13 protein-coding genes are annotated in these 14,356 nt (G+C 34.5%); 2 read left to right on the top strand and 11 right to left on the bottom strand.

Annotated elements, in window-relative coordinates:
- The first annotated feature begins 13 nt into the window (after positions 1 to 13).
- Together AC4MCC_RS01650 and AC4MCC_RS01645 are read left to right on the top strand one after the other, a co-directional pair.
- A complete protein-coding gene (locus tag AC4MCC_RS01650) occupies positions 14 to 1,147 on the top strand; it encodes a glycosyltransferase family 4 protein (protein ID WP_491885607.1) in 1,134 nt (377 codons plus the stop codon).
- A gap of 8 nt (positions 1,148 to 1,155) precedes the next feature.
- Positions 1,156 to 2,214, top strand: coding sequence for a glycosyltransferase (locus tag AC4MCC_RS01645; RefSeq protein WP_491885606.1), 1,059 nt, complete (start codon positions 1,156 to 1,158; stop codon positions 2,212 to 2,214).
- Here the strand turns inward: AC4MCC_RS01645 and AC4MCC_RS01640 are convergent.
- The 11 genes from AC4MCC_RS01640 to AC4MCC_RS01590 all read right to left on the bottom strand — a co-directional run bounded on the left by AC4MCC_RS01640 (position 2,191) and on the right by AC4MCC_RS01590 (position 14,301).
- Positions 2,191 to 3,165 (bottom strand): glycosyltransferase family 2 protein, encoded by a 975-nt coding sequence (locus AC4MCC_RS01640; RefSeq protein ID WP_491885605.1) that lies wholly within the window; start codon positions 3,163 to 3,165, stop codon positions 2,191 to 2,193. The genes AC4MCC_RS01645 and AC4MCC_RS01640 overlap by 24 nt on opposite strands.
- A gap of 45 nt (positions 3,166 to 3,210) precedes the next feature.
- Positions 3,211 to 3,984 carry a glycosyltransferase family 25 protein gene (locus AC4MCC_RS01635; protein WP_491885604.1) on the bottom strand — a complete coding sequence of 258 codons (774 nt, stop codon included), beginning with the start codon at positions 3,982 to 3,984 and terminating at the stop codon, positions 3,211 to 3,213.
- Complete coding sequence (locus AC4MCC_RS01630; protein ID WP_491885841.1) at positions 3,978 to 5,180, bottom strand: CDP-glycerol glycerophosphotransferase family protein; 1,203 nt, start codon at positions 5,178 to 5,180, stop codon at positions 3,978 to 3,980. Before AC4MCC_RS01630 ends, AC4MCC_RS01635 begins: the two co-directional genes overlap by 7 nt.
- An 18-nt stretch (positions 5,181 to 5,198) precedes the next feature.
- On the bottom strand, positions 5,199 to 6,911 hold the full coding sequence (locus AC4MCC_RS01625; protein WP_491885603.1) for an ABC transporter ATP-binding protein: 1,713 nt from the start codon (positions 6,909 to 6,911) through the stop codon (positions 5,199 to 5,201).
- 3 nt (positions 6,912 to 6,914) lie between these two features.
- Positions 6,915 to 7,766 carry a glycosyltransferase family 2 protein gene (locus AC4MCC_RS01620; protein WP_491885840.1) on the bottom strand — a complete coding sequence of 284 codons (852 nt, stop codon included), beginning with the start codon at positions 7,764 to 7,766 and terminating at the stop codon, positions 6,915 to 6,917.
- Positions 7,767 to 9,683 carry a tetratricopeptide repeat protein gene (locus AC4MCC_RS01615; RefSeq protein WP_491885602.1) on the bottom strand — a complete coding sequence of 639 codons (1,917 nt, stop codon included), beginning with the start codon at positions 9,681 to 9,683 and terminating at the stop codon, positions 7,767 to 7,769.
- A gap of 58 nt (positions 9,684 to 9,741) precedes the next feature.
- Entirely contained in the window at positions 9,742 to 10,179 is a 438-nt protein-coding gene (locus tag AC4MCC_RS01610) for a pilin (protein ID WP_491885601.1), read from the bottom strand.
- A gap of 200 nt (positions 10,180 to 10,379) precedes the next feature.
- The gene (locus AC4MCC_RS01605) at positions 10,380 to 10,940 is read right to left on the bottom strand and encodes a TPM domain-containing protein (protein ID WP_180025544.1); all 561 of its coding nucleotides are present in this window, start codon (positions 10,938 to 10,940) and stop codon (positions 10,380 to 10,382) included.
- Positions 10,934 to 11,977 carry a TPM domain-containing protein gene (locus tag AC4MCC_RS01600; RefSeq protein ID WP_491885600.1) on the bottom strand — a complete coding sequence of 348 codons (1,044 nt, stop codon included), beginning with the start codon at positions 11,975 to 11,977 and terminating at the stop codon, positions 10,934 to 10,936. Before AC4MCC_RS01600 ends, AC4MCC_RS01605 begins: the two co-directional genes overlap by 7 nt.
- A gap of 37 nt (positions 11,978 to 12,014) precedes the next feature.
- Positions 12,015 to 12,608: a LemA family protein gene (locus tag AC4MCC_RS01595; RefSeq protein WP_004787108.1), complete on the bottom strand. Its 594-nt coding sequence runs from the start codon at positions 12,606 to 12,608 to the stop codon at positions 12,015 to 12,017.
- Between the two features lie 271 nt (positions 12,609 to 12,879).
- Positions 12,880 to 14,301 carry an FAD-dependent oxidoreductase gene (locus AC4MCC_RS01590; RefSeq protein ID WP_104425619.1) on the bottom strand — a complete coding sequence of 474 codons (1,422 nt, stop codon included), beginning with the start codon at positions 14,299 to 14,301 and terminating at the stop codon, positions 12,880 to 12,882.
- Positions 14,302 to 14,356 lie beyond the last annotated feature (55 nt).

Genomic DNA, 14,356 nt, shown 5'->3' with positions numbered 1-14,356 from the left:
CAATTAAAATTGCATGAAACAAAAAAAGATTCTCATTGTAACTCGTAACCTTCCTCCGCTCATTGGAGGCATGGAGCGATTAAATTGGCATATTGCAGATGAACTGAGTCATGACCATAAGATACTTCTGCTCAGTCACAATCAAGCAAGAGAGCAAGCTCCATCAAAATGTATTTTTTTTGGGGTTAGATTAAACCCTTTACCCTTATTTCTCATCTTGGCTTTTATTCAAACCTTTTTGATCTGCCTACGTCACAAGCCAGATGTTCTCTTTGCAGGTAGTGGTCTAACTGCACCTATTGTAGTTTTTTGGGCAAAGGTTTTTAGAAAAAAAAGCGTTGTATATATACATGGCTTAGATATCGCCACCAATCATTGGATTTATAATCTGATTTGGGTTCCTATGATTCGCAGTGCTAATAAAGTCATTGCTAACAGCACACCAACACATGATCTCTGCCTAAAAAAAGGCATATCTCAGGAAAAGTTAACGATTATTTCCCCTGGAGTGACTTATCCTCCTCTACCAAGAAATGAAAATCTAATTCAATCCATTAAAGAAAAATATCAGCTATATGATAAAAAAATATTAATCTCTGTTGGAAGATTGACTCAACGCAAAGGTCTGAATGAGTTTGTGGATTTTGCATTACCTAAAATTGTGGCCAAACACCCTAATACAATTTTAGTCGTAATTGGAGATACTCCAAATCAGTCTCTCAATAAGAATTTACAAAGCAAAGAATTAATTATAAGAACTGCTCAACAGCACAGCATATCAGATCATATTCTTTTTGTAGGTAATATCAGTGATGATACTATCCTCTCATGTTGGTACCATATTGCTGATATACACGTATTTCCCGTAAAACACATTCCAAATGACCCTGAAGGTTTTGGAATGGTCGCAATTGAGGCTGCAGCACATCGGACGCCAACAGTCGCTTTTGCAACAGGTGGAATTGTGGATGCTGTTAATCATCAAAAAACAGGTATATTAATTCCAATAAATAGATATGAACTATTAGCCCAAGCGATTATATCAATTTTAGGGTTATCACATGATTTCAAAAAAGAAGATTTTGACGCATTCTGTTCACAATTTTCATGGTCAAATTTAAAATTAAAATTTGATTGTCACATTTAGAGTACGATATGAGCATTCTTTTTATTGGAAAACGTTTTTATACAAATAGAGATGCTTATACCGAGAGGTTTGGTAGAGTTTATCAATTACCCTATTACTGGTCGAGAGAGATTCCAACTTCTTTATGGCTAATTGACTATCACACGAAAGAAAAAATTAAAGACCAACATGACAATTTAAATATTTTATCTACCCCATTATTCAGTGCTGCATTTATCTTCACGATAATAAAAGCAATGTTAGTTCAACGCCCTAGAACAATTGTTGCAAGTGGTGATTGTTATATCGGTTTATTGTCATATCTAATAGCAAAACTATGTGGCGCAAAATTTGTGTTTGATATATATGATAAATACGACACTTTCGATGGATATAGAAATTTAGGCTTCAAAAATTTATTCCACTTTTTAATGAAGCATGCCGATATATGTTTATTTGCCAGCAAAAAGTTAAAAAATGATAGTGAGCATATTTGTAAAACAACACTATTAACGCCTAATGGCGTTGATACAAATCACTTTTATCCGAGAGACAAAAATCAATCACGTGAGTTCTTCAACTTAGATACGGATAAAATTTATATAGGCTATTTTGGCAGCATGGAAATTGAACGTGGTATTGATGACCTAATTTCTGCTGTAAAAGTATTACATGAAGAAAATAATAATTTTTTAATTTTACTCGGTGGAAAAAAACGTGAAGACTTAAACTTAGAATTCGATTTTATTCATTATTTGGGGAATGTTCCTTTTAAAGATGTACCAATAGCTATAGCATGCTGTGATGTTTTAACTTTACCCTATAGAAACTCTAATTTTTTAGATAATGCATCATCTTGTAAAATTGGAGAATATATTTCAATGGGCATCCCCTTGGTAGTTACAAATTCTAATAGCTTAATCTTCAATAAACACTTACTTAATTTTGAAGAGCACTGCTTAGCTCAACATTCAAATCATCATGATCTTAAGGAAAAGATTCTATTAAAATTAAATAAGCCCCAAACGAATAAGAAAAATCACGTTGATACTTGGGAAGAAATCTCAAAAAAAACTAGATTTTTTTAATACATTCGTAATATTAGACGCACACCTCATAATAAAATAAGAAAAATACGAGAAATATTTAACAGAAATAAATAGTCTTCCAGCTTTACTTTTAATTAAAGCTTTATCTTTTTCAGTAATTTCAAAATAGTAATATTTATACTTATCCCATCCAAGCTTAAGACCACTTAGACCATCAAATAAAAAACAATATTCTAAGTAAATACGAAAAAAATGTATGAAACAAATCTTATAAAGATCATTTTTTTGTTTACAATAAGTGTTGAGTAAATTATCCAAACTTAACATATTTTTGTAAATTTTCTCTTTGTCTTTCCCCCTAGTAATACTCGATAAGTTTTCTCTATAGTTATATAAATAATCATCCAAAATCAATATTTTTTTAGATTTAATAAATAAAAATGGAATTACAGCAGGATCCTCAAATGTAAAGCCTAGTGGAAAGGAAATATCAGAAAAAAGTTCTTTTTTATAAACTCGTGACCATGGATACCATGAATTCCAATTAAATATCTCTAATAATAAGTTGGAACTAGTTTGATAAACCCCACTATGTAACTTGATGCCAGATTTATATTTATTAGAATCCCAATAATTAAAATTAAATTGAACTATATCTGGTTCATTTTTTTTAATTGCTTGAATAATTTTTTCGAAATATAAAGGCTCTAAAGTATCATCAGAATCAAGAAAACCGATATATTGACCTGATGCTAATTTTAAACCTAAATTCCTTGCAGAGCTAACCCCTGAATTTTTTTGAGTTACCACTCTAGCATTGACTTTAGTATATTTAATATGATGATTAACAATATTTATACTATTATCATTACTTCCATCATTAATTAAAATAACTTCAACTTCATTTGTACATTGATTAAATAAACTTTCTAAAGTTTCCGATATATAACTTTCACAATTATAAAAAGGAATAATAATTGAAAATATCAAAATATAATTCTCACAAACATATTAAAATTTTAAAAAATATTTATTTCACTTCCTTACATTTCTATAACCTTTAAAAATCAAAAAAAACCTATATAGTTCATTGTATGCTCGATTTAAAAACTTAAATAAAAACCACTTTAAAATATTTTTTTTGTTAAACATATGCTGAGTTGAATATACCAAATTTCTTTCACTATTAATATTACTATCAATAAAATCCTGAGGATGCTTTATCAAATTAAAAAAATACATATTATTTAATTTAATTAAATCACCCCAATTATCTGTAAAATTAAAATTCCTATTATGCATCTCAACCAATTCTTCAGCTACACTACGATTTATAACATAGCAATATGCGCCAAATAAAAATTTCTTAGAAAAGTTTGAAATTAAATATAAGTTTTTAGTTTTTTTTGCTAAAACATATTTCCAATAATCTTTAGGCACCCCTTCCTGCCCTCCAAATAAAACAATTCCTTCTGGCCTGTCACTTAAAATTATATTTTCTATTTCTGAAATATCATCATCATTACCGATAATATCATCCTCTATTACCAAACAATATTCTTCATTAGTTTCAAGAAACTCTTTATAGGCTTTTATATGTGATAATGTACACCCGACTTCACTCGGTGCAATGATTTTTTTATGAGTTTTGTAAAACTGATTAGAATATAAAAAAAAATCTTCAGCTGTAATTTTTTTACCGTTTATAGCATTTATTATTTTCATATTACAGTAATTTTTAGGAAAAATTTTTTTTAAATTCTCCCTACGTATAGTGTCTTTTTCAAGTGAAATGCAATAAATTAACATTTTTTTCCTTTTAAATTTAATAAATAATCAACAATATTATTTGAAGAACCTAGTATCTGTTTCTTATATTTTGAAATAAGTATTTCCCTTGTTTCTTTCATGATATCCTCATCATTCTCTAACATTTCAATATATTTTAATATATCGTCGCAACTATTTACTATATAAAAACTTTCTTTCAACTCTTCTACAAAACCATTAAAATCAATTTTTTGCCTATCAGATTTTAACCAAATAATAGGTTTACCAGTAAAGAAATACTCAATCAAAAAAGAAGAACAATCAGTAATTATAAAATCAGATTCAGAAAATAATGAACCATAATCACCTTGATTCATTATTTTTGAATTAATTCCATTGTTCCATTTTTTAAGATATTCCTCATAATCTTCTATTGAAAAAAATAATTCCTCGCAAGTTAATGTATATTCTAGTCTAGGATGAGGTTTATACACAAATGAGCTACGTTTCAATCCAACAATATTCACTAATATTTCAAAATACTTATCAAAGGTACCTAAACCTAGTATAGAATTTTCCAATGAGTGATGTGGTGCATAAATAATTTTTTTCTTACCAAAATCATGAAATATATTTTCATCATTTAAATATTCTCGATACAAATCATCAAACTTAGGGTAACCTAAAACCTTACAATTAATACCCCTTTTTAATTGAAACTCCTTAAAAAAATTAAAAACGTGTTCATTCTGTGCAACATACAACCACAAATACCTATGAAAATTTTCTACATTATAATCTATAGAATCTTTAACCGTAATTGCACTATATGGAATATATATTGTTAGACAAAAAAAATGCATGTATCTTATTTTATTTTCCATACCCCAAGGTTGTTGAAAAAAAATTATATCTCCTTTAAATAATAATTTTAATTTTTGAAAAAAATTAAGTTTTGGGTATATTATTACATCGCCCTTTTTTGAAAAAAAATCATATACATTATTTTCTATTTTACCTGTATATGGATTTCCCAATAAAACAATTTTCACATCAAAATGTTTTTTTAATTCTAAATACAATTGATCTGTTGACCATTTCTGCTCTTCATTAACCAAAAAATATATATTAGATTTTCTCTTTATCTTAAATAAAAATAAATTAAGATTATTAAATATAAAATCTCTATTAAAAATAAAATATATCAATTTATTAAAAAAATTAAATACTTTCATTTTCACTCTAATATTTTCCTATTTTTCAGAAATTAATAATGTTTTTAATTTTTTTAAAGTATCTTTCCGATGTGTAATAATTATAATTGTAATTTTCCCATTTAAAAAATTTACAGCTCTATTAATTGCCTCTTCAGTCTCTATATCCAAAGCACTCGTTGCCTCATCCATAAACAAAACTTGAGGATTTTTATACAATGCCCGAGCAATACCAATACGTTGACGCTGCCCCCCCGAAAGCATAACCCCTCGCTCCCCCACAACTTCATCATATCCATTTTTTAAATTATTTGTTATAAAAGCATCAATTTGTGCAAGCTGAGCAACTTTTTTTACTTGCTCAAAATCGATTTGCTCTTTGGGTACACCAAAAGCAATATTTTCAGCAATAGTCTTATCTGCTAAATAAATAAACTGAGGCACATAGCCTACCAAAGCACGCCAACTCGCTACATTATCTCTTGTAAGTTCAATATCATCGATATAAATTTTACCTTGCTGTGGTGTCAAAAGCCCAAGCATAATATCCATCAACGTGCTTTTACCACTACCACTTTTACCCATAATCCCCAAACTACTATTTTTAGGAACTACTATGCTAAAATTCTTTAGCACTTCTTGATCAGGTCTGTTTGGATAACTAAAACTAATATTTTCAAGTCGAATTGCTTTTTCGAAAGTAATGTCTTTCTTAAATTCAACTACGTTCTCTTTTTTTTCCAATTCAAACTCAGGTTGAATGACTTTTAAAATTTGAGAAGAAAATTTGATTTGTGATACAGCACGGTAAATATTTTGCGCTGCTGGTAACATCCTATAAGCTGCAAAACCATATAAACCTAATATAGGCAAAATATGAGAAACATTTTTACCTAAAAGTACTAAAAAAATCGCAAGTCCAATAAGACAACCATATCCTACTGTTTCAATGATATTAAGTGGAATTTGTCCCAAGGTGTCACGTGTTGCTATATGTCGAGCAAATATACGAGATGATCGTTCAAACTGTTCGATATAACTCTCTTTTGCATCATTTATAATGACATCTTTAATGCCACCTAATGCTTCTTGACAAGTATGGTAACGCTGTTGATTCGCAATGCTAAATTCTTGACCAATTTGTGCTAATTTTCTTCGAATTACGATATAAATAATTGAATAGAAAAAACCTAAAATGCTTGCTGTTGCAAATGCCATTATTGGGTCATACACCAACAAAATAGCAATCATTGCAAATAACACAAGGCCATAAGACATGATTGTTAAAGCAGGAAGAATTAAAGTCCAAATGAGTTGATCAACTTCGGATAAAATATTCTTAATCAAAGTTGATGAATTTCGCTGAATAAAAAACTCATAGTTTTGTTGTAAGTAGATTTTTAATAGTCGTGTTGAAAAATAGTGACGTTGCAGACTCGCAAAACGGTTCACAGCATACTGGGTGATCATTTTAAATATTGCAGAACTAATCACCACAATTAAAGAAATAATGCCTAAATAGACAATCGCTTCCTTGACAGAATTAGCACCAATAAAAGTATATATTGTTGATAATAGAGGCTGAGTTTCAATGATCTGAGGATTAGATAACACTGCCAAAAAAGGCATAATTGAAATCACACCCGCAGATTCAACACATGCCATTCCCATCACAAGTATCAGCACATAGAGTACTTTACGTCGGTCTAATGGTGACAAAATTTTCCAAATCTGCTGAATACTGTATAACACAAATTATTTCTCTTTATACATCAAAGCAGTAATTTGCTCTGAAATAAGTCCCAATAAAAATACCATAATACTCCCTGTATAAAGTAAAGCACTCATATTGGTAAACCGATGAAACTCATACAATGTATAACCATACCAACCCGTCGCCATTAAAAACAAAAGAACCGCAATTGGAAGAAACATCTTTAGCGGCGAAAATAATGTCGCAATTTTAAAAATAATCAAAAAGAATCTCACGCCATCTTTTAAAGGCTGAATATGGCTTTTACCAATACGCTTTGCTGCATGAATGGGTACATAAGTGACCGAATAGCCTGCTCTAAAAAAAGCCATAGTGCTTGTTGTTGGATATGAGAATCCATTCGGCAATAAATATAAAAACTCTCTAAATTTTTCAGCACGAACCGCACGAAAACCAGAGGTCAAGTCCTCTACCTTATGTTCGGTCATATAACTTGCTAAGCCATTATATAAGCCATTTGCAATACCACGACCTAAACTTGCTTGGGAGCCTTTTTGGCGTGCACCAACAACAAGATCATAACCTTGATCAATTTTTTCTAACAGTCGCGGGATATCATTAGGATCATGCTGTCCATCTGCATCCATAAACACAATCACCTCACCCGAAGCATGACGCGCACCTGTTTTAATAGCTGCACCATTACCTTTAGAGTAAGGATGAGAGATCACCTCTGCACCTGCTTGCTCTGCAACTTGCTGAGTCGAATCTTTAGAACCATCATTAATGACTAAAATTTCATTGACAATGCCTAGCGCATGAATTTTTTCGATGGTGTCCCCAATTGCACCTGATTCATTTTTGGATGGAAGCACAACACTGATTTTCAAAATTTAATCCTTAGTATTACCAGCTATTTCAGTAGCCAAGATAGCTTTTAACCTGAATATTTCCATGTCGTATTCAGCCTTACTTCTTCTTAATCTAGACGAATCTTGTTTCTTATATAGCTGCTCAATTTTATTTAACAAAAATAAAGCATCGGGTGCCAAACTATGTGAAGCCACCTCAGCTACCATCATTAGCCCAGCCTCTACATCATTGTATCTTTGAATTGCTTCATCATAATGTGTGATTGCCATTTTATCCTGTCCCATTGCTAAATATAGCTTAGCTTTTAAATAAGGTGATAGGCGTTGGTATACTGAAATATGCTGATATTTCACATTTTGATCTAAAGTCTGAATAAACTTTAAACTTAATTCACAATAGTGAATACATTGTTGCTCATTCGAAATTATACCTTCTGTCAAAATACGTAAGCCTTGAAGCGCTTGTGCATCAAATGGTTGTTGTTCCAATAGTAAGCTACTTCTCTTGAAATCTTGCTTGGTGGCATAACCATATGACACTTTTTGTAAAAGCAATTGCATATTTAGTAACGCACTATTCGGCATTTTTTGAAGGGACTGCTCTAAATGTTGATTTGCTTCTAAGATATTGCCTTGCTCTAGCAACTTCTGTGCAATAGTACTTTGAGCACGAGGCGAGTTAGGATTATTCTTCGCCCAATATAATAATAATTGATCTGTGTTTCCCCATAGTTTTGCACGCTCATACGTAAAAAAACTAAGAATTAAAAAAATGCTTATTATTACTACATAGCCTAATTTAGGCTCAATTTTTTCTTTTAAAACATATAATCCAGCAGCTAAAGGAACAAAAAGAAATAATGCAGCCAAGTAATTTCGGTGTTCAAAATAGAGTTCTAAACCTAAAACTGTTGACTCCATTAAGTGTGCAGCGAAAAAGAATAAAATAGCAACAGACACTAATGGATATTTATTTCTGACTATGAACCCAACTAGAATCAATCCAAATAAAAAAATTAATGAATATAATGTAGTAATCGGTGAGAATAAGGATTTTGAAATTTCAATTCCGTCTTGATAAAGTCCTCGCCCCTCAATTTGAGGAATAATTAGATTAAAGAGGTATTCAGTAACAATTCGCGCTTCACTATATAATCTTTCAACCTGATTAAAATTTCGATTCGGCCATATATTGTCATCAAAGTTCAAGTCTCTAAAAATTAAATAAAGTACTGAACATGATGGTAACCATAAACATAAGGCTCGCCACTGCCAAATCGGTTTATGATTCTTATTTGGATTACAAAATTCTAAAACTAAGATCAACAACGGAAGTAAGGCTCCATTTTCTTTACTGTATGTTGCTAAAATTGTGCAAAGACCTATCCACATAGCCATATAAAGATATGCTTGTATAGGCTTATAAGCTAAAAGTAATCGCGCTTTTAAATATCCAATAATCCCAATTAAAGTAAATACTGTAGCCAGCTGCGCCATACGTTGTACTACATATAGTGTAGTAGATACAAAATATGGATGTAATAACCAAATACCTGAAGTAATTAATGCAATCCAAATAGCTTGTTGTTCTTTATAGTTATAATTTCTGAGTAATAATATGATTGCCCAACAGAGTAAAACTCCATTGAGTAAATGAATCATTAAATTTGTATATTTGAATGAATAAGGGGAAGTCGGCCAAGTCTGTGCATCTATTAAAAATGTGGCTAAAGAAATTGGGCGCCCTGTTGGTCCCGAAAAACCACTGAATACAAAATTATTAAACTTTTCCCAACTATCGATAATGCCATAATATCCAAGTGGCTCTAAATTTGGAAAATCATCAAAAATAAAATTTCCTTTTAAACCAAGAAAATAAGATATAAAAGTCACACCAAGTAAAAACACGATGGAAACAAAGCTTTTATTTGTAGACATACCTCCCCCATAAAAGAAAACCCACCAGAAGGTAGGTTCTCTAATGGCTTAAACTAAATTAGTTCGAACCTGTACGACAGTTGCTTGGTAAATATTTTTGATTTACGCCAGTAGAAGTATCTGCTTTACATTTCCAATTTACACCACCTGCTGATGTTGTTGGACTTAAAACTAATGTTTTACCAGCTTCTACTTTAGAATTATACGCAATAGTAATTACGCCTGAAGCAACGGTTACTGAGTCAACAGCATTACCTTTGATTCCGTTTGCAGGAGCTAGACCTGCTGCAGCATTATCAGTCGGATATGCACCTTGAGAAGCAGAAAATTCTGCTACAGCCGCTTTTGCTCCACCAGCAAGGTTTAAACCTTCTGTTACATGTGAACGCTTTGTATAATCTTGATAAGCAGGAATCGCGATTGCTGCAAGAATACCGATGATCGCTACAACGATCATTAACTCAATAAGAGTAAAACCCTTTTGAACTGATTTCATAACATTCTCCACAAATGTTTTATGTTTATTTATAAGCTTAATTGTTAAAGCTATTTATATTTAGCATCTAACGTGCCAACTTTTATTATAATAATTTTGACAGAAAAAACAGCAGTTTAAAAAAATATTTTTCAATTTGTTATTTTTCAGTTTCATTTTGTGTAGATAACTGACAAAAATTGTCATTTATTTAACTAAAGTCACCCTAGAATGATCGGTTTATTTCCTAATTCATTCTTCAAATCATCCATTTTTCGATCATAGTATTGATTTAAAATTTCTCCAATCTGCTTAACACCCAAAAGCACTCCATTCTTATACTTCTGTTGCTTCAACTGCTGAATAATATTTTCACAAATCTGATCCCATACTTCTTGCGTCGTCGCCTGTTTAATTCCCCGATCAATCACAATTTCTACTTTATGATCACAAAGATTCAGATATAAAAGCACGCCACTATTATGTTCTGTATCCCATACACCCAATTCAGCAAAGAGTTGACGGGCACGACAAAGCGTATCCTGGTAATAAGCAGAACGAGAAGGTAGAGATCCTTCAATCACCACCTGAATTTCTCCTACATGCCCATGCTCTGCTTCTTCTACAGCTAATGCAATCGCATGCTGATCCTGCTTGGAGAAAAATCGCTTGGTTGCAGGCATATAAAAGAAGTGCTTAAGCCAACGCTTAAAACTTGGTTGAGCATGTTCTTCCAGCTTAGGTTGCGTGACAATATCTGTTGTATCTGTAGTTGTTACCATGAGCCTGATGCTCCTCCCCCGCCAAAACCACCGCCGCCTCCACCGAAGCCGCCGCCTCCAAAACCACCACGTCCACTACCACCGCCACGACCTCCACCTGCCATGAAAGCATGCAGGATCAACTGAGCAAGTGAGGTCACGAGCAAAAAGAAAACTCCAGCACCAATTAATAGGCTAGCGACCAATCCCATACCATTGACTAACCCGGCTGCGGTACCGGCTACTGCAGCAGTGGCCGCACTCAACTTCCTGCCAAAGATCATAGAACCAATGACGCCAGCAACGATAATAAAAATAACCGAACCAAAAGTCGCTTGAGATGCTTGCTGCGCTTTATAAGCCTGTTCCTGACGTTCTTTAAGCTCAGCTGCTGCTTGAGCTGCAATTTCAGGATCCAGATTTAGAATACGCTCGATTTCTGCCAGCCCAGCATCTATTCCTTGCGCATACTGCCCCTGCTTAAACAAAGGTGTAATTTTGTTATTAATAATCCGTCCAGCCACAATATCCGGCAGAACACCTTCTAACCCATATCCAGTTAAAATCTGGATACGACGGTCATTTACCGCAACAGTCATTAACAAACCATTATCATGCTCTTTTGATCCCAGTTGCCAGCGATCTGCCACACGCATGGAATAGTCAAAAATATCTTCCTGGCCCGTCGTAGGTACAATTACCACCCCGATCTGAGCTTTGCCAGCTTCATAGAGATTAATGATTCGTTGACTAAGTTGCTGTTTCTCTGCTGCCGTTAATAAATTTGCCTGATCAATCACTGGTTCATTCATGCTGGGCAAGTCGCGCTGAACCTGACCTTCTGCCATATCATTGGCAATTTGGGGCTGCGGTACTGTAGCGGCTGATTCTACATTTTGATCCGTAGTATTCGTTTTAGGTTGCAAAATTTCACGTGCAACAATCACTTCTTCTGTATCAGTTGCCGTTGCTGTTTCACTCCAGGCAGGATTCATCAGGCTCATAATGAGGCTGAGAAATAGACCTATATAAAGTTTTACAGCGCTTATATGCATCATTGCAGCCACCTTATTAGCAGATTACCCAAGATCAAGCTTAATCAAATGAAACCTTAGGTGCCTGTTGCGCACTCTGCTCTGCACTAAAGTTTGGCTTGGTATCCATGCCAATCACTTTGGCCGTCATCACCTGCGGGAACTGACGTGCATAAGAGTTAAAATCTTGTACCGTCGTAATATAACGGTTACGTGCTACCGCAATACGGTTTTCAGTACCCTCAAGTTGTACCTGCAAATCACGAAACTGCTCATTGGCTTTCAGATCAGGATAATTTTCGGTCACCGCCAGTAAACGTGACAAAGCACTAGTCATTTGTGCTTGAGCTTCCTGATAACGCTGGAACAGTTCAGGATCTTCCAGCACTTCACGATCAACTTTTAAGCCTGCCACATTGGCACGTGCCTGAGTCACTTCAGTTAACACCTGCTCTTCATGTGCGGCATAGCCTTTGACAACATTCACTAAATTCGGCACCAAGTCAGCACGACGCTGATACTGGTTTTGTACTTCAGACCATGCCGCAGTTACCGCCTCATCCTTAACTTGTAAGGTGTTATAACCACAACCTGTAAGCGTCAGGGTACTCGCTAACATCAGAGCAATGAAAGATTTTTTTAATACAGGGATCATCTTTTATCCTCAATTCTTTATTGATATTTATTTAATTAATTTGATTTTAAACATATTTTTCTCATTTTTTGTTAATTTTTATAATTTTTTACTTATATCGTTCTTATTCCTTTCGTTATGCTTCAAAGCTACGAATTAATATTGGATATATCTATAAGTTAAAATCCATATCTACTATAACTTCTTAGAACTAAGCTGAATAAATTAGTAAAATGAAGAAAAATAAAAAAACCCGCCGTAGCGGGTTTTTTAAATAGAGGATTAAATTAGATTAAACATCAAGGTAATCGAGAATACCTTCTGCAGCCTGACGACCTTCCCAGATCGCAGTCACGACCAGGTCAGAACCACGGACCATGTCACCACCGGCAAAGATTTTTGGATTTGAAGTCTGGAATTTATATTGCTGCTGCTCGGCTGCAAGTACGCGACCTGAACCATCCAAGTTAATTTCTACATCAGTAAACCAGTCTGCTGGGCTGGTACGGAAACCAAATGCCAGTAATACTGCATCTGCAGGTAGAATTTCTTCTGAACCTGGAATTGGTTCTGGGCTACGGCGTCCACGGCTGTCTGGTTCACCCAGTTGAGTGGTTACCACTTTTACGCCAGTCACTTTACCATTTTCACCCACGATTTCGATAGGCTGACGGTTGAACTGGAATTCTACACCTTCTTCACGTGCATTTTTTACTTCACGACGTGAACCCGGCATGTTCGCTTCATCACGACGGTAAGCACAAACCACTGACTCAGCGCCTTGACGGATTGAAGTACGGTTACAGTCCATCGCGGTATCACCACCACCTAAGACAATCACTTTCTTGCCTTCAACACTGATGTATTCGGATGGATCTTTTTCCCAGCCCTGGCAACGGTTCACGTTAGCAATCAGGAAATCCAGTGCATCATACACACCATCCAGATCTTCACCAGCAAAGCCACCTTTCATATAAGTGTATGTCCCCATACCCATAAAGACAGCGTCATAGTCAGCGAGTAACTGGTCGATAGTGACATCGGTACCAATTTCAGTATTCAGACGGAATTCAACCCCCATGCCGGTGAAAATTTCACGACGGCGTTTCATCACGTCTTTTTCCATCTTGAATTCTGGTATACCGAAAGTCAGCAGACCACCAATTTCAGGACGTTTATCAAATACAACAGGTTTTACACCATTACGCACCAGAATGTCGGCACAGCCTAGACCGGCAGGACCCGCCCCAATGATGGCAACTTTCTTGTCAGTCCATTTCACATGAGACATATCTGGACGCCAGCCTAAAGCGAAAGCGGTGTCATTGATATATTTTTCAGCATTACCAATCGTCACTGCGCCAAAACCATCATTTAAGGTACAAGCACCTTCACACAGACGGTCTTGAGGACAAACACGACCACACACTTCTGGCAAAGTATTGGTCTGGTGACACAGTTCTGCTGCCTGGAAAATACGGCCTTCTGCAAGTAACTTCAACCAGTTTGGAATGTAGTTATGAACTGGACATTTCCATTCACAGTACGGGTTACCACAACCTAGACAACGATGTGACTGATTTGCAGCCACTTCTGTTGTGAAAGGTTTATAAATTTCCACAAATTCTGCTTTGCGGACGTCAATCTCTTTTTTCTCTGGATCTTGGCGTGCGACATCCAGGAATTGAAAGTCATTATTTAGGCGCTCTGCCATCTCTCTCTCCGTGGGTAGACCCAAGGCTTTATTCGCATTACCTTAGGTCTGCCTA

Source organism: Acinetobacter sp. CAU_H_56 (assembly GCF_058599425.1).
This window is presented reverse-complemented; position numbering and strand designations above follow the sequence as displayed.

Coding starts and splice junctions, on each gene's coding strand:
- AC4MCC_RS01650 (WP_491885607.1), top strand. CDS start 14: ATGAAACAAAAAAAGATTCTCATTGTAACTCGTAACCTTCCTCCGCTC.
- AC4MCC_RS01645 (WP_491885606.1), top strand. CDS start 1,156: ATGAGCATTCTTTTTATTGGAAAACGTTTTTATACAAATAGAGATGCT.
- AC4MCC_RS01635 (WP_491885604.1), bottom strand. CDS start 3,984: ATGTTAATTTATTGCATTTCACTTGAAAAAGACACTATACGTAGGGAG.
- AC4MCC_RS01630 (WP_491885841.1), bottom strand. CDS start 5,180: ATGAAAGTATTTAATTTTTTTAATAAATTGATATATTTTATTTTTAAT.
- AC4MCC_RS01615 (WP_491885602.1), bottom strand. CDS start 9,683: ATGTCTACAAATAAAAGCTTTGTTTCCATCGTGTTTTTACTTGGTGTG.
- AC4MCC_RS01610 (WP_491885601.1), bottom strand. CDS start 10,179: ATGAAATCAGTTCAAAAGGGTTTTACTCTTATTGAGTTAATGATCGTT.
- AC4MCC_RS01605 (WP_180025544.1), bottom strand. CDS start 10,940: ATGGTAACAACTACAGATACAACAGATATTGTCACGCAACCTAAGCTG.
- AC4MCC_RS01600 (WP_491885600.1), bottom strand. CDS start 11,977: ATGATGCATATAAGCGCTGTAAAACTTTATATAGGTCTATTTCTCAGC.
- AC4MCC_RS01595 (WP_004787108.1), bottom strand. CDS start 12,608: ATGATCCCTGTATTAAAAAAATCTTTCATTGCTCTGATGTTAGCGAGT.
- AC4MCC_RS01590 (WP_104425619.1), bottom strand. CDS start 14,301: ATGGCAGAGCGCCTAAATAATGACTTTCAATTCCTGGATGTCGCACGC.